The 16,276-nt window shown below is 44.3% G+C and carries 12 protein-coding genes; 2 read left to right on the top strand and 10 right to left on the bottom strand.

Annotated features, from left to right (window positions below; genetic code table 11):
• Positions 1–2: 2 nt before the first annotated feature.
• The 7 genes from dptF to IFU39_RS11460 all read right to left on the bottom strand — a co-directional run bounded on the left by dptF (position 3) and on the right by IFU39_RS11460 (position 9,689).
• Positions 3–1,784 (bottom strand): DNA phosphorothioation-dependent restriction protein DptF, encoded by a 1,782-nt coding sequence (gene dptF, locus IFU39_RS11490; protein ID WP_192132697.1) that lies wholly within the window; start codon positions 1,782–1,784, stop codon positions 3–5.
• Positions 1,785–2,121: 337 nt separating this feature from the next.
• A complete protein-coding gene (locus IFU39_RS11485; protein ID WP_192132695.1) occupies positions 2,122–5,259 on the bottom strand; it encodes a DEAD/DEAH box helicase in 3,138 nt (1,045 codons plus the stop codon).
• A gap of 202 nt (positions 5,260–5,461) precedes the next feature.
• Positions 5,462–5,941: a hypothetical protein gene (locus IFU39_RS11480; RefSeq protein ID WP_149846301.1), complete on the bottom strand. Its 480-nt coding sequence runs from the start codon at positions 5,939–5,941 to the stop codon at positions 5,462–5,464.
• Between the two features lie 18 nt (positions 5,942–5,959).
• A complete protein-coding gene (locus IFU39_RS11475) occupies positions 5,960–7,213 on the bottom strand; it encodes a WXG100 family type VII secretion target (RefSeq protein ID WP_192132693.1) in 1,254 nt (417 codons plus the stop codon).
• 254 nt (positions 7,214–7,467) lie between these two features.
• Complete coding sequence (locus IFU39_RS11470) at positions 7,468–7,752, bottom strand: DUF4183 domain-containing protein (RefSeq protein WP_091015856.1); 285 nt, start codon at positions 7,750–7,752, stop codon at positions 7,468–7,470.
• Between the two features lie 82 nt (positions 7,753–7,834).
• Positions 7,835–8,791, bottom strand: coding sequence for a DUF4183 domain-containing protein (locus tag IFU39_RS11465; RefSeq protein WP_192132691.1), 957 nt, complete (start codon positions 8,789–8,791; stop codon positions 7,835–7,837).
• Between the two features lie 517 nt (positions 8,792–9,308).
• Entirely contained in the window at positions 9,309–9,689 is a 381-nt protein-coding gene (locus tag IFU39_RS11460) for a hypothetical protein (protein WP_192132688.1), read from the bottom strand.
• An 87-nt stretch (positions 9,690–9,776) separates the two neighbouring features.
• On the opposite strand from IFU39_RS11460, the gene IFU39_RS11455 reads away from it, so the two are divergent.
• On the top strand, positions 9,777–10,022 hold the full coding sequence (locus IFU39_RS11455; RefSeq protein ID WP_192132686.1) for a hypothetical protein: 246 nt from the start codon (positions 9,777–9,779) through the stop codon (positions 10,020–10,022).
• Positions 10,023–10,120: 98 nt separating this feature from the next.
• Here the strand turns inward: IFU39_RS11455 and IFU39_RS11450 are convergent, their stop codons facing one another.
• Positions 10,121–10,591: a DUF4362 domain-containing protein gene (locus IFU39_RS11450; RefSeq protein ID WP_192132685.1), complete on the bottom strand. Its 471-nt coding sequence runs from the start codon at positions 10,589–10,591 to the stop codon at positions 10,121–10,123.
• Positions 10,592–10,764: 173 nt separating this feature from the next.
• Between IFU39_RS11450 and IFU39_RS11445 the strand changes: the two genes are divergently transcribed.
• Entirely contained in the window at positions 10,765–11,214 is a 450-nt protein-coding gene (locus IFU39_RS11445) for a hypothetical protein (protein ID WP_192132682.1), read from the top strand.
• A gap of 109 nt (positions 11,215–11,323) precedes the next feature.
• Here the strand turns inward: IFU39_RS11445 and IFU39_RS11440 are convergent, their stop codons facing one another.
• Together IFU39_RS11440 and IFU39_RS11435 are read right to left on the bottom strand one after the other, a co-directional pair.
• On the bottom strand, positions 11,324–14,812 hold the full coding sequence (locus IFU39_RS11440; protein WP_192132680.1) for a glycoside hydrolase family 2 TIM barrel-domain containing protein: 3,489 nt from the start codon (positions 14,810–14,812) through the stop codon (positions 11,324–11,326).
• A gap of 258 nt (positions 14,813–15,070) precedes the next feature.
• Complete coding sequence (locus tag IFU39_RS11435; protein ID WP_192132678.1) at positions 15,071–16,078, bottom strand: restriction endonuclease; 1,008 nt, start codon at positions 16,076–16,078, stop codon at positions 15,071–15,073.
• Between the last annotated feature and the right edge of the window lie 198 nt (positions 16,079–16,276).

Here is a 16,276-nt window from a genome sequence, read left to right as displayed (position 1 = left end):
TTTCACATCTCCGTATATGAATATTGATCGAATAAATCATCGTAAGTCAGTCTATAACGCTGGGACCTACCGAACTTTTTGCTTTCAAAAATAAGCTCATTTTTGTCGTTTCCTTTACTACTCAACTGATCTATGAATTCAACAAACTTGATATATTGGAACTTGTCTTTCTTATTCGGTCGATAACCGTTCTTGATTCGAATCAACAAGGAATATAGTGAGAAATCAATATCGATTTCGACCGGGGTTCCGCCTTTGGGTCTGAAAGCAATCGTTAACATTGGCAGAAATTTCATTAATATCTCTTCTGCTCTAGATTCGACTCGTTCAAGCGCTGGTTCGATTTCGAGCTTCTGTAAAGCGTAATAATGCGTCTGTGGTTGTCCAATCTGAACATATATAAGTCCGCCATGTCCCTCACCATTCCATTTATATATTGCATCACGAACGTCTTCTCTATAGAGTTTGGATAGCATATTCCAAGATCTTCTATTCCAATGAAATAAGTAATTCATGTATTGATCATAGACCTGATCCTTAAATGAGTCGTGTTTTTCTTTCGGAACTAAATAGTATAAGTATACAAATAACTTAACTAACTCATTTCTGAAAGGAATACTCTTTTTGTCTTCTTCTTTCCACGGGGAGTGTGGAACAAGAGATTTTGCAAAATACGGTGCCCTATTAACGTCAATATATAGGCTAAACAAATATGCACCGTCTTTTCTAGATTTAAAATCTATCAAATGCTGATCAAGTAACTCAGTACGATATTGTGTTGGATTGATATGATTTATGGCTTGATGTATAGCAGATGCATCTTCACGATCAAATAGCTGAAAAGGAAGTAAACATGACGTATAAGATTGAAAATCCTGATGTTTGATTAATTCCATTAACTTCTCATGATCTATATTATCCATTGAGGAGGGAACAATTATATTGTATATAAAGTCCAGCAGAGCCCGAGTCGAAATAATAAGCTTTTCTTTTACCATCGCTTGAATCAATAAATCAATAATTTTGTCTTGGATATCCTCATATTGTAATAACTCATAATTTTGAATAATAGGATTTTTAAAAACAACCTCGGGATGTTCAGCCTTCTCTCTTAGATAAGCTTTATAGAACGGATTCTGTTCTGTATCCTGAGTAATTCTTTGTAAAATCCCTCTAATGTAACTAGAACGAGGACCATGTTCAGTTAGCTCATACATGTGATAATCACTGAAATTCACATATTTGAAAATGTGATCATCCTGAGACACTTCCTCTGTAATCACAGACTCCATAATTCTCTTTGCATGTACAAATTCTCTAAGCCGAGTGAACTCCTTTCCTTCCTCTGCATCAATAAAGTTATTCAGAGCGCCCAGATTAATGGCTAAAACAATGGTTTTATTCGGACCCGTTCCAATCTCTTGATCTGAAAACGGCTTTAGTACCTTGGCCAACGTTTCAATTGAAGTTTTCCGAGGTGAGAAACTCTCTGTTGCATCATTATGTAGATAAAATCTTTCTGGATCAGCTAAAAAATCATACTTATCTTTTAAATAAGATAAGATATGTGATTTACCATCGCCCACTCCGCCACACACCAATATTAACTGTGCTTCATTTGTTTGATTGGCTTCTAAAATATAGTTTTCAAGTTCCTTTTCTACTGGTCTTTGAACATGCATATATTTTTTAAATTCACTGAATCCCTCAAGATTCTCTACAGCTTCCTTCGAAGACTGCTTACAGCGCTTAAGAACATCAATGAAATGAATATTTGTAGACATGCCCCATCCTCCAAAACACATTTTTATAAATCTCCACAAAAAAAGACATAGTTCTCCTATAGGAACCATGTCTGTCATCATACGCTGATTACTGTGTAATAGACCATGCTTTGGTCCCGCATACATAAAGTCAAAAAGGAACTAATTCAATACATACAATAATGCGAAGCACTAATCTACAATAAATGACTTTTTATAGGATAAATATACCACACTTATGGTTCTTAAGGTACAAAATTAAGATTTATAGGTATTATTTCCAAGCGACCTGTGCATGTTCGAATATGATTAGAACAAAAATCCCGCTTAAGATGTCTGATTTCTTTATAATGCTAATTCAAACAATACACTTATTCGCCACCGCTACCATCTTCGCAGGCATCTCTTCCCGCAGTCGCCATACAAAGCTCATTGGTTTGTTCCCCTCATGACTCACATAATCGGCTTCACCCAGAAACACAAATGGAAACGTGTAGTTATGCTCCTCCTTATATTCCCGCACGAACAGCACAATCCGGTTGCCCGTCTCCCCGTGATGGATATAGCGCTGTGCAGTAGCCGTATGCTCCGACACCCTGCTCTGAGTCTGCCAGTGAAACAAGCGCTCATTAATCGCATAGTCCTCGTACAGCGTGGATGGTGAGAAATCTTTATCCGATTTGTTCAATGTAATGAAGAAGATATCAGTCTGTTCGTCTGCAAAATATTTTACACCTTCACGGAAGGCAGGTGATTGTTCAGCGTTCCAATAACCGAAGGCGGCAAGCACTTGGTCGATGGAGTACATACAGTGGATATCCAGTGGACAAGTGTACGGGAACGAATTGCTTTTATCCACAAATCGCAGATGAGCCAGATTATATTTAAAAATATCCACAAGCTCTGCTCGGAATGCTTCACAAGACAGCACACGCTGCACACCCTCTTCGATGCTGCTCAACCCTAGTTTCTCAGGTGCGGCCCGGTGGAAAGTGTAATAGAACATAATCAACATGCGCTGTTCATCAGTGTTGGTCGGTTCTTCGCCTTTTTCAATGTAGTTAATCAGGAACGTTAGCCAGCTTCGGGAGTTGATGGTCAGCACAGATGGAAGTCTGCGGATATATTCCTCTTGCTCCCTCTCGATAGGCTCTGTCAGTCCAGCTTCGGCTAACATGCCGCGGAAATACCTTCTCCCCGTACGTCCACCATACAATTCAACTAGTGTCATCCCGTGATGCTCTACAAAATGAGCCAAGGTCAGCGGCAGTCCGGTGTCTTGCTGGAACGTTTGCAGCTTCTGGATCAACGCTCTGCGATTACGACTCATCTGCTTGAGGTTACGCATAACGTAATCCTTCGCCTGCTTCTCCAATTGAATGAACGTGCCGCGTGGCAGGTTCGAAAAGCCGTTCTCGACGTAGTACGAGATGGAATGTTTGGTGGCGCCGATCAGGGCGCGGAATTTATCCTGGAACCTGTACTCCTGATGCGCTTGTCCGATGAAGTCGAGCACGGTCAGGCACTCTTTGCCCTCCGCCATCCGTAGTCCACGTCCCAACTGTTGCAGGAATACGGTCAGACTCTCGGTAGGACGCAGGAACAGGATGGTGTTCACTTCGGGTATATCCACACCTTCATTGTACAGATCAACGACAAAGATCATGCGCAGTTCCCCGTTTACCAGTTGTCCTTTCGCAGAATGACGTTCCTGTTCGCTCGACCCACCATGCAGGGCTATGGATGGAATGCCGGCTTCGTTAAATATTTTTGCCATATACATCGCATGATCCACCCCTACGCAGAAACCAAGCCCCTTCACATCGTCCAGATCGGTTACGTATTTGTTCAGACTTTGGATGATCTGGTTGGCACGGATTTTGTTATGAGTGTAGAGCTTTTCCAGTTCGTTCAGGTCGTAGCCTTTACGCGACCACTTCACCTGGGACAGATCGACGGTATCGGTGACGCCAAAATATTGAAAAGGACTCAGTAGCTTCCGATCAATCGCATCGGTTAGGCGGATCTCGGCGGCAATCGTATGATCGAAGTAGGCGGTAATGTCTTTGCCATCCATCCGTTCCGGTGTCGCAGTAAGTCCCAGCAAAATCTTCGATTCGTAATGGGACAACAGCTTCTGGTATGAAGGAGCAGCCGCATGATGGAATTCATCCACAATGATGTAATCGTAATAGTCTGGGCTGGTGATCTCCGTCAGCTTCATGGAGTTAAGACTCTGAATACTAACAAACAAGTGATCCAGCGCCTCTGCTCGGTAATTCCCGACATGCAGCTCACCAAAGTTCATATCCTTCAGGATATACCGGAACGTGTCCCGACTTTGCTTCAAGATTTCTTCCCGATGGGCGACAAAAAGAAGCTTAGCTCCCGCATGGCTTGCCCGGAATCGCTTGTAGTCGAAGGCAGAGATGACTGTTTTGCCAACGCCTGTGGCGGCGACGATCAGGTTGCGGGTTCGTCCATACAGCGTACGCTCGGCGTCCAGCTGTTCCAGCACTTCTTTTTGATAATCGTAAGGCTGGATGTCGAGGTGAAAGTGGTTGGACTGATCTTTTTTACGATTCAGAGCCGCCTTCAACTGTGCCTCATGCCCTTCATCCTCAGCTACATATCGCGTGAATTCACGGTCATTCCAGTAACTCTCGAAGGTCGCTTCAATCTTGCGCAGCACGTCGAGTGAATCCTTCTCCGTCACCTTGAGGTTCCACTCCATACCACTGGTCAGCGCTGGGTTGGATAGGTTAGAGGAGCCGACATAGGCAGTAGTGAAGCCAGTATCACGGTGGAAAATGTACGTTTTGGCGTGCAGCCGAGTCACTTTGGTATCATACGAAATCTGAATCTCCGTGTTAGGTAATTTGCTAAGTTCAGTGATGGCCTTCAGGTCGGTCGCCTCCATATAGGTGGTCGTGATAATCCGCAGCTTCCCGCCACTAGCCGTGAACTGTTGAAGCTGTTCCAGCAGAAGGCGGAGCCCGCTGAATTTGATAAACGATACCAGCCAATCGATCCGATCGGCTGTCACGATCTCCTTTTGCAACTCTAATAACATACTCGGTTCGGACTTTGCACCTGTGAACAAAGAGCTTTGGGAGATCGGTGTATCTGGACGAACGATCTTGGTATCCCGGACCGCACGAATGCTGTTCAGCTTGGAATACACATGGGTCAACACTTCCCCCTGCTCATCCAGTTGCAATTCATTGTACTCTTCTTCCCCCAGCGTACCTTTCAAGGTAGCAATAATCTCATTACACGTTCGAATCTGCGCCAATACTGCCGTTTTATCTTCCGTCTGTTCCCGCACAATCTTGAGCGCTCGCCGGGTTACCGCCGCCAAATACGTGGACAGCAGCTTGCGCGCTTCCTCTGCATCCAGCTTCTCGGTCCCAATGTTATACACATCCGGGTCCAGTGCCGAAATCTCCTGTCTGGTGATCGTGTTAATAAGCTGTTCATATATGCCTTGTTTCATGAATGTACCTCGTGTGGGTATAGGATGGTTGTGGATAGTTCTCTATGTATATAAATGTTTCTTCTATATTATCGACCAATCTGTGGGAGATTTCATTAGTTGTTTGATTTCATAGGAAAAAGCACCTCTACGTTTGGTTTGGTAGAAGTGCTTTTCTATGAATACGATTTTGCGAAATATTAACCTAATGATCTACAGATTATTAAATATCAATCGGATCTTTCTCAACAAATTTTTCATACCAATTGTTTAATGGAAAATGTGAGACTTGTGTAATTTCTAGAGAGAGTGGTTTGATGGTAAAAGAGCCCCCCCGTTCAAAAAGTATAATTAACGGTTCATATATGTCTAGATACTGGCTGATGCTCGGAGTATTCTCTGCGTACTTCGCCAACTGTAGATAATATTCAAATATTCTTTTCACATATGAGTTTTGATTCAAATACGCAACAGCCTCCGAACTACAATAAGCTGAAATATCTAATTCCTCTTCTTGATCTCCTAGCAGTTTCGCCACATTTGTAAATGCAGGTGGCATAGGCTTCAGCTGCTCCGCTTTATAAAATTGAGCCATTCTTCTGAGAAATTCATATCCGAGTTTAGTATCCTCCTCAGAGATAACAGTACCTACTAAGGCCCAATTTATATTATTTAGTTTGGATACTGCATTTTTCAATGACATTCTGTTTCACCTCAACATTTAGTAATCAATCTTATCATCGTAGTACTTACCAAAATCCTTACTAGGATCGTAACCTGGAAAAGGCGGGGGATTGGGAGCTGTTACAGCAGCTTTATCATGAGCATTTTTCTCTGTATCTATTTTAAATGTCTCTAATTCCGCGCTCCAAGTCGACCGATCCCTCAGGGGCATTCCTTCACTCATTAACTCTTTTTCTCTTAATTCATGATTCGCTAATGTTTTAAACCAATCCTTCTCAGCTTCATTAAGATCACCGTTTTGAGCTTTCTTCCAAGCATATGCTATATCCCCGTCGGCTTGAAAGTAGTTTTCTTTATACGGTTTACCTTCTATGGACAAATTATAAGTGCTCAAGAATAGATGTCTTTTCATGTTAGTAACTTGTTCTTCTGTCAGTCCTGTATTTTTAGCAACAATAGGTACATCTTCAATTCCTTTTGTTCTAATTTCAATATAATTTCTTTCAAGATACGCCTGAAATCCATCTTTAGGAGGCGTAATATATTTCTTCATTTCTCCGGGGTCTGTAATAAACGTAAATTCTTTATTATGTGAGCCATTCTCCCCGTGCTCCTTCTTACCTCCCCCCGACCCACCCAGATCGGTATGCTTGTCATCCATCGAACGAAAAGCTTTCCCAAACAATACATACGCCAGAGCCTGACCTGTCATCGCTCCACCGTAATATCCTGCTCCATTCTCATCAATTTGCTTCTTCTGGTCTTCTACGAATTGCTCTATATCCGACCTCGCCGTTCCCGTGCCCCAGGCAGCATCCCATGCAAATTGAATGCCCCGCCCAACATCTACAACTTTGCCGACGGTCATGGCATATGCCACACTGCCTATTGTACTGAACGGGTTATGGAAGAAAGCTTCTGCCGTCTGGCCCATTCCCGTTATTGTTTCTCCTATGGATTTATCAAGCAGCCCTACAGCGAAATTGCGCTTCAGCTCTTCTGGAATGTACAACGCCACCTGGCCTGAGCCGTCCGTTGTTCTGAAGTTCTTTGCGATAAACGTAAACTCATTCTGGATCTTGTCCAACAGTCCGAGTGTAGTTGGGAACACTTCTTTTGCCTGCATAAAATCCCAGAAGAAACGCTCTCCGGTCACACCCGACCAATCGGATTGCAACATATAGATGGATTTCTCCAGTTCCCAGACCATTCGCTCCAGTTCCTGTTTCTTCTGCTGGACCAATCGAGCCTTCTCGTCCAACACATCGGGATGTACCTGAATACGTTGCATTCTATCTTCACCGCCAACCTGACCATAGTTTATGTACCTAAATTTTAACAAGTGAGAGTGAGGATTGGAATCAAACGGAAGGATCATTTCCTCAGAGGTTATCCGGTAGTTGGGCAACATCCTTGGGTAACCATTTTTGCACATTAATGCATGAATGAATACTGTTATGTCGACGAGAGTCTTGTACAAAAAGAACGACTTCTATCTCAGATAGAAGTCGCACAAGATAACGTTACAGCATGATTACATCGTCATTAAGACACTACAAATTGTACGACAATTGGAGTCCCTGCATTTAATGCATCTCCACCGGGAATTGTAATTGTAGTCGTGGTAGCCGAGGATGTATCTGCTGTTTGCATAAGGCCATTAATATAAAGATTGTAATAGTTGAACGTGCCTGGAAATGCCGTTGCAGCTACACCCGCGTCATTTGTAAAAGCTGTCGCAGCAATCGCAAACGTTGCTCCAGTCCCGGTTCCATCACCAATGGTTGCAGCAAATCTCAAACTGTTCTGAAAGGGTGTCACAAGTGGCATGTTTCTCACCTCCTACCTAACATAGTATATGTGGTAGGTTTGGGAGTAGTGAAGGCAAAGGAACCGGTAAATTAAACCAATTTTAACCATTTATGATATTGGTTGTTATTATAATTATCTCGATAGTAATAGGTGTCCCTGCAAAGATCACACCGTTTTGGGACGAAAAAGACAACCTATTCGCACTTACACTGTATGAATTTCCTGGTTGAACGATTCCGTTGATATAAAGATTGTTAAAGCTGTTAAGTCCAATCCCGCCAAATTGGGTTATGCTGTCACCATCGTCATTAGTAAATGCTGTGGCAGGAATTATAACTGAGACCGACAAATCCAGATCGGTATCCGGAAAATAGAAGTAACGGTTTGCCGTAGGAATGATTTCAATTCCGGGTATGGTGCCCGGCGGACCTTGCTCACCTGGGGGACCCGTTGGTCCTTGCACTCCGGGAGTTCCCGGCTCACCCTGAGGGCCTGCGGGACCCTGTGCTCCGGGAACTCCCGGTTGACCCGGCTCGCCGTGAGGGCCTGCGGGACCCTGTGCTCCGGGAACTCCCGGTTGACCCGGCTCGCCTTGAAGCCCTGCCGGGCCTTGCGCTCCCGGAACTCCCGATTGACCCGGTTCACCTTGAGGGCCTGCAGGGCCTTGCGCTCCCGGAACTCCCGGTTGACCCGACTCGCCGTGAGAGCCTGCAGGGCCTTGCGCTCCCGGAACTCCCGGTTGACCCGACTCGCCGTGAGAGCCTGCAGGGCCTTGCGCTCCCGGAACTCCCGGTTGACCCGGCTCGCCGTGAGAGCCTGCCGGGCCTTGCGCTCCGGGAATTCCCGGTTGACCCAGCCCACCTTGAGATCCCGCGGGGCCTTGGACACCTGCCACACCTTGCGTTCCAGGGAGACTCACAGTCTCCAATTCATGTTGTCTCAACGGAGCGAGCAGGGGGGAAGGCTCACAACATACAGGATTGCTGCCTCCCCCTCTCGGTAATGCAATGACTTTTTTGTCACGGGCCATCTTCTGTGATCTTAATGGACGCTTCATTGAGCAGCGTTTTCTCCGATATGACCTACGGATAATATGGCATTTCTTTCGTTTTCCCAAGTGTTTGTTTCTGCATTTCGACGTAGAACGACTGGGCCTCAATTTGTTGAGGGTGGCTGTCCTTTTGTTCAGATACTTCAAAATGATCATCTCCTTAGGCCAAGGCACACAGTATATATGCCCTATACTATGTCCTTAACACATTCGGAGAGTGTGCGAATAACTATGAGGGAAGCCCAATAAAAAAGACAAGAGTCCTTCTATAGTTGTCTTTTGTCTTTCCAGACAAGACCTCGCATATCACATTTTATGTTTAACTCAGACGATCCATCGGGATGAATCTCAATAGGTTGTATTCTATCTTCACCAGCCAACTTGACCGTAGTAATTATACGCAAATTTCAACGAAGTCGATTGGAATCAAACGGAGGATTCATTTTCTCGTTCAAGTTGCAGTAGATGGAAAATTCATTGGCCAGATATTTTGCGTGTTCGGGCAAGCTTTTTCAGTAGACTCTTACCTCTTCTTAAAATGCTGAACGATCTCTTCCGGTTCCTGCGTTTCCAATGTGATCTGGCCTTTCTCGAACAGGATCATGTATGGATATGATTTCAGACCAAAAATCTTCTCATAATTAAACTTATTTTCATCACGGACATTATAAAAGGTTACGTTAGTTATTGGGCCTTCTGCCCTCAAATTCTCGTTATTCACTTTATTTAATTGCGTCTGTAACTCAACAATAAATGGTCGCTCCGAAGGTCGGTCGGTAAATACAATGAGTGATGCATCATTTCTTTGATTTTGCGTTAGATAATCAATGGCTTTCTCTCTATTGTTCTGATTACATCCTGTTAATAGGAGTATTAGTATACATAACATCCAGAACCTCTTCATTAAATCCCTCCTCCAGAATATGATATAATTGGTTATTAATGATCAACTGCACTTCAATACATTTTTTCTCTGAAAGGAAGAGGCACATTGAACAAAAGGAATATTATCATCGCTATCATTATTGGCCTTATCATATTGATACTTCCACTTGTGCTTTATTTTACAGTTACTAATACAGAAGAATCCGCACTTCCCGATTCAAACATCCCAACTCAAACCAAAACTGTAGAAGGGCTTACCATCACCCTGCTTAATGAAACCTATACAGATCATGAAGTGAAGTTGGGTTATGAGATTCAGGGCGGTGGGCAGTCAATTGCTTTGTACAGATAAAATCCCGATTATCCACCTTTCATATAACTACAAAAACCTGCACAGCCAGCCTCGGCTTCACAGTTTTTATTAAGAAATTGCATGTGGATACATCTCATTTACAACTTAGGCATCCAAAAAGGGTTTTCTTCCTTCTCACACCCGGTTAACACGTAAAAAATATGTCCCTGCTCACTCTTCATTGTCCCGATCCCTTTGCAGGTGTCAGTCTTCATTCCCTGTTTGGAGCCATAGAGATCCCTTGAGTTATCGTAAGTCGATTGAATAGCTGAGCCATCGTATATCAATTCCTGGATAATAGCCCCACCTTCAATGGTATACATCGTTACACGAACCTGATCCTGCTGTTTTTTCTTCACATTTTTCATAAATGTGTCCCACTTATCTTCGTTCCGTATGTCTCCATGAAGCACAACCACATCCCCGCTTTGCTCCGCTTGCTCTGGATTATGGGGCTCAATAATTTCTGGAAAAGCTTGCGTAATTCCGGAAGCATCCGTTGTTGGATCATTTGCTTCACAAGCAGTTAACAGCATTAAAGCTAACGATAGGATAAGCATAATTTTCATTCCATCACCTCATGTATGGAACGTTTCAATCTTATCCTTTGTTGCATCATTATTCTTATTTTTCCATTTCCCCGTAACCCTACTGCTGTGCAAAACGTTTAGAACCATAGAAATATAGATAACAGGAACGGAAATTTTAGTATTTTATCATTCAGCAGCAGGGGGTTGATTTAATGACGTTAAAAACAATGCTCGGTGTAGCACTGACTCTATCTGTACTCATATCCACCCATTCAGCCAATACAGCGACTCTAGCTTCAACGAACCAACGACAGTCAAAGGGATTAGCCCATGAAATGGAGCGCTCCTTCCCAACATCTACATCTGTTCTGCTCATTGCCCCAACTCAACATGAAGGTCGTTCCGCATACAACGGCAGCTTCACAATGGTTGCTTCGAACGGGACACATGCCAACATATCAATTGGAAACAACAGCAACCACACGGTATATGTGAAGATGTATGTCGATGAAGTAAGTGAACCTATGGAGACATCTATCAGCAGAAATAGTGATAAAACGATCAATCTGCTTGCATTACAAGACACGAATATTAAGTTGTACATTTATAGCAGGATAGGTCATCACTTAGATCTCTCCGTTGAGGCAGAGCAGGTTCATTGATGTTTTCTTCCACATCTACATACAAGAAAAACCCCTTCACGCAAGCGATTCAGATCCACGTTTCCATGAACTGATGCCTGCATGAAGGGCTTTTATATTTACATCATACTTACTTCTCGAAACGGAACCAGTTGAAGTCAAACTGACTTCCCGGCAAGAAGATAAAGATTACCTTTTGCACACCTGTCACACGTTCAAGCTCAAACACCCGCTCCTCATATCCTTCGGATTGTGTGAACTCAACCAGCTGGTTACTCTGTCCATCCTCACCTGCGAAGCGGATATGAATTGTATTCTTATCTATTGGTGAATGGCCATGAATGACGAGCTTCGGCGTGCCTTCTGCTGTAAAGTCCATGTTTTCGAACTCCAACGACACGTTGTTCCCGATACCTTCAACACGGTCACCCTCAATTTTGAACGTATCTCCATAGAGATGGTCACAGGATGCAGCCGCATTTTGTTCAAAAGCGCGACTCTGGGGCTCAAAAGAGAACCCTTTAATATGAATCTTCTGCTTCAACACAAAACAGATCGACGTAATCCCACTCAGGCGTTTGGACAGCTTATATGTCTCTTCCTGGTACACATTCCATTTGGATTCCTTGTCATATACCACATCAGCGATCATTGTGCTGCCTTCTTCATCCGGCATGCCTTCCCAGATCTGAATAAAGTACTCTTCACTCGACAATGCAAAGATCGGAATGGTGATCGTATCGGAACCATAGGGTCCAAAGTCGATATTACGGAAGCCTACATGTGTCTCCCCGTCCCGACTTGTTGCTACACCGCGTTCATTCCCGTTACCAACCTCGCCTTTGGTGTAATCATACAATCCGCCCGTGATGAAGCCGTATGGATCTTTGTATGCTGTTCCGAGACCCTCCGCCTTGAATTCCAGCTGGGAGATGAGTTTTGTTTTATCCGTACCATTTGCACTGGTAGCGCGAAGTCGGAACGCCCCGTCACCGATCGCCGATACTTTCACCGTATGTTGATTCTCTCCATTGCCGTCCGTTCCCGCAGGCATGACCTCCACCTTGGCAATGTTGGATTCAATGCCTCCATCATTCACAGCAGCCCACTCGATGTCCCGATAGGACGTGTTCTCCGGATACAGCTTGGCCGTTACGACCAGCTCTGGGTTGGACGGATCGAGAAGCTGTCCTGATTCGCTGATGATCTCGATTTTCCGCAAAGGAATCTCCTGAGCGCTGCCCGTCAGCACCGGACGTTCTTCATTGACCATGAAGACGGAATGCACTTCTTTTATATCACGATCGACATCTGTCGCATCCACAACCTGCACTTCATACTCAGCTGCGGCACCTTCCAACCCTTCCGAAGATACTTCGATCCGTACTGTCCCAGCCTCATCTGTTGCTCCGATAATGGCCATCAGTTTGCCGCTAAACAACCTTCTGCTGAGTCCTTTATATGGATCATAGTCCGTGCTGTCTCCATTATCCAGACCCAGTAATCGCCCTGCACCGGACACCTGAACCTGGACGCGGTTGTTGGCATTGTGCACCGGATTACCCGCTTCGTCTTCCACCGTAATTTCCACGAAAATGAGATCTTTACCGCTCGCCTGTAGCTGCTCCCGATCCGCCTGCAGACGAATCTTCTTCGCATCCGTAAAAGAGCGTTGTACATCGGTTGCAATCACAACACCGTTCTCATCATAAGCGATCGCCTTCAGCTCACCCTCTTCATAAGGGACTTTCCACCAGCCGGATAGCTGTGTTCCATGGGCGTGATCAATATCGTAGGTGCCAATCGTCTCACCGTTGAGTTGCAACTCAATCTTCGGCGCGTTGCTGCACACGCGTACATCAATGATCTGACCCGGATTGAAATCCCAATAAGGGAACAGGTGAACCATCGGACTTTTCTTATAATCGGTCCATGCCGCCTGGTAGATATAATAAGCGTCTTTCGGGAACGTTGCTGTGTCCAACTGTCCAAAATACGAATTCTTCGTATGATACGGCGTCGGTTCGCCAATATAGTCGAATCCGGTCCACAGGAACTGCCCCAACGAATACGGACGATCCCGCTCAGCCAGAATGCAATATTCAGCCGACTTTGCGCCCCAGCTTGTCGTGCTGTTCCCAAGCGCCGAGCACTGCTCGTCATCATCGGCCAGGATTGGCTGTTCGAATGGGAAGTGATAGATGCCACGACTTTGCACCACTGATGAGGTCTCACTGCCATAGATGATCCAGTCCGGATGTTCTGCATGATGCTGATCATAGTATTTTTCCGCGTAGTTGTAGCCAGCCAGCTTCACGATATCCGCACATTTCTGTGCATTTTCCCATGGCATATAGTTGGAACCAATCGTCACGCCCGCATTGCCTTTTGGATCAAATTCCAACACATAATCCATCAGCATCCGGGTCACTTCCTGACCGCGCTCATCCGCATGGGTATCATAGATTTCGTTCCCGATACTCCACATGATTAGACTGACATGGTTACGGTCCCGCTTCACCCAGCTCTTCACGTCCGTATGCGCCCACTCCGGGAAGAACCTCGCATAGTCATACGGTGTCTTAGCCCGTTCCCACATGTCGAACGCTTCGGACACAATGAGCATGCCCATCTCGTCTGCAAGTTCCATAAACTCTTTGGCCGGCATATTATGCGCAGTTCGAATGGCGTTGACACCCATCTCTTTCAGCAGGATGAATCTTCTACGCAATGCCGTCAGGTTAAATGCCGCTCCCAACGCCCCGAGATCATGGTGTTCACACACACCGTTCATCTTCGTGTGGACCCCGTTCAGATAGAAACCTTCGCTCGGATCCAGCTTAACGTCCTTGAATCCAATACGTTGGGATACAGCCTCAATGATCTCTTCACTCTGATCTTCCGAGATCAGTTTCAGTTCGGTGACCAGCTCATACAGATGCGGTGCATCTGGGCTCCACAGGTTTGGATTCTGCACAATGATCTGTTGGCTATCTGTCGATACAACCGCGTTCTCACCCACCGAAACCGCAACATTCGCTTGGTTGGATGCCACCACCTGACCTTCATACCGGATCGTATGCACCAACTCTGCCTGCTGATTCTGTTCCAGGTTCAGCTCCGTATCCACTTCCACCTGCCAGCCACCCGGTTGTTGCTTGATAGATACATACGTTCCATCCGTAACAATATGGTTGCGATCTCTTGTCTTCAGCCACACGTTGCGATAGATTCCAGCCCCGGAATACCATCTGCTGTTCGGGCTCTGATGCACCACTTTGACCAAAATTTCATTCTCGCCTTCCACCAGTGCATTTGTGATCTCATGTTCAAAAGCAGAATAGCCATACTTCCACTCCCCAACAAGCTGTCCGTTCACATACACGGAAGAGTCCATGTATACGCCATCAAAACAGAGCAAAAGCTGCTGCTCATCCTTCGTGTAATGGAACGTCTTACGGTACCATCCAATGCTGTCTTCATACAGTTCAAGCGTATTATATATCAGCCAATCATGGGGAAGCTCCACAGGTTCATACACCAGACCCGCAGGTTCCGTAACGTCCAGCTTACTTTTCACAAATTGCCATCCATCATTAAAAAGCCTCTTCTGATTCATGGTAGATTCTCACTTTCTTGAAGTAAATTATGATTGCGGTTACAACAGTTGATATCGATTTTTACGAAAACCTTTTCGATAATACACAAGTATGACTATAACACATAACCTGATTATATCATCAGTCTCTCTCCTGTAACTCCATTTCACAAGATTTTTTAGCCAGATTGATGAACGTATTATTCCCCGCCAAGTATTTCAACTCCCAATGACAACAAGCCAAAAAGGCAACCCGTCAACCGGGTTACCTTCTCTGTTTTATAGAGGCCAATATATCTTCTTTAGGGGCATTAATGATTTAGCCTCTGAATCAAATGCATCATAATGCTGATTAATCAGCTCTACCAGTAGATCTGCATCTACCAAAGATACTGGAATGTTAGAACGTTCTGCTTCATATTTAGCCTCTCTGGTAAATCCACCTGTTGAAACATAAACCCCTTGATCACCGGGTCTTAATCCTCCGATAAAACTTCGAATTTCATTGGAACCCATCGCGTTTTTCCTATGTTTGACTTCCACCATAATTCTAGGCTGTTGTAGCCCCAAACCATCTGGCGATGCAATAATATCTCTTCCGCGATCAGGCCCTTTTACAGATATTCTTGTTTTGTATCCCATGCCTCTTAAGACACCAGCTACCAGACTCTGCATTTCTTCCCAATCTAAATGATTGAATTTGTCCTTTATAAATTCATGTGCTCTTTCAATTACATCTTCCTTGATTGTATCTAGTTCTGCCTGTTCTTTCTCAGTCTCTTCCGGTTGTGATTCAAAAGACTCAGCACTTTTGGATTCCAAAAAATGGATCAGTTCCTTCACTGTTTCATTTTGCAATGCAAAAAGAGTCATTATCGAACCTAGGGAATTCCGTGTGTTCGCTGTTAAAACATCTCGATTAACTAGCCCGTTCCACAACACCTTTCTATAGTGATTTTTGTCGGAAATAACCCCTTCACCAAATTCATAGTCTGACGTAATTTCCCCAATCAGATACTCGCGTGTTTGAGGATTATATGTAACAACCAAATCTCCTACTTTCATTTCATTAGCAAATCTGATTAACTGGCCCGCTGTTATATTTACTTTGCCATCCTTATAGTCAGGATACTCGTTACGAAGTCGCTTCTTCACATCATCGATATGTCTTACTTGGGCCAATGAACCTACTTCATTCCAACCAATGGCTATCATTTGTGTTTCTTTGAACTCTTCGAAGAGATATGCATTCTCTCCGGCTCTAATAAACCAATTATTTTTACTCATAAATTCCTCCATAACTTGCTTATTTCTAACTTAATTAGAAGTTTCGTCATGGAAATGACATTCCCTGCATGAAAACTGTATATAGTTCAGTAATTATTACACTTTGAACTGCAAGTTGATCGTTAACCAAATCTAAAAAGTGACCTGAATTATCTCAAGTCACCTCTTATTTTGTAATACTTTATGCAGCTTTGAACT

This window comes from Paenibacillus sp. CFBP 13594 (genome assembly GCF_014842675.1).
Lineage (GTDB): Bacteria > Bacillota > Bacilli > Paenibacillales > Paenibacillaceae > Paenibacillus > Paenibacillus amylolyticus_B.
The sequence above is the reverse complement of the archived record's forward strand: the minus strand, read 5'-3'. Positions and strand labels throughout refer to the sequence as shown.

What these genes read in the sequence shown, in the direction of transcription:
- IFU39_RS11480 (WP_149846301.1), bottom strand. Translation starts at nt 5,941, where the DNA reads ATGTCATTGAAAAATGCAGTATCCAAACTAAATAATATAAATTGGGCC.
- IFU39_RS11450 (WP_192132685.1), bottom strand. Translation starts at nt 10,591, where the DNA reads ATGAAAATTATGCTTATCCTATCGTTAGCTTTAATGCTGTTAACTGCT.
- dptF (WP_192132697.1), bottom strand. Translation starts at nt 1,784, where the DNA reads ATGTCTACAAATATTCATTTCATTGATGTTCTTAAGCGCTGTAAGCAG.
- IFU39_RS11470 (WP_091015856.1), bottom strand. Translation starts at nt 7,752, where the DNA reads ATGCCACTTGTGACACCCTTTCAGAACAGTTTGAGATTTGCTGCAACC.
- IFU39_RS11475 (WP_192132693.1), bottom strand. Translation starts at nt 7,213, where the DNA reads ATGCAACGTATTCAGGTACATCCCGATGTGTTGGACGAGAAGGCTCGA.
- IFU39_RS11460 (WP_192132688.1), bottom strand. Translation starts at nt 9,689, where the DNA reads ATGAAGAGGTTCTGGATGTTATGTATACTAATACTCCTATTAACAGGA.
- IFU39_RS11465 (WP_192132691.1), bottom strand. Translation starts at nt 8,791, where the DNA reads ATGAAGCGTCCATTAAGATCACAGAAGATGGCCCGTGACAAAAAAGTC.
- IFU39_RS11445 (WP_192132682.1), top strand. Translation starts at nt 10,765, where the DNA reads ATGACGTTAAAAACAATGCTCGGTGTAGCACTGACTCTATCTGTACTC.
- IFU39_RS11435 (WP_192132678.1), bottom strand. Translation starts at nt 16,078, where the DNA reads ATGAGTAAAAATAATTGGTTTATTAGAGCCGGAGAGAATGCATATCTC.
- IFU39_RS11485 (WP_192132695.1), bottom strand. Translation starts at nt 5,259, where the DNA reads ATGAAACAAGGCATATATGAACAGCTTATTAACACGATCACCAGACAG.
- IFU39_RS11440 (WP_192132680.1), bottom strand. Translation starts at nt 14,812, where the DNA reads ATGAATCAGAAGAGGCTTTTTAATGATGGATGGCAATTTGTGAAAAGT.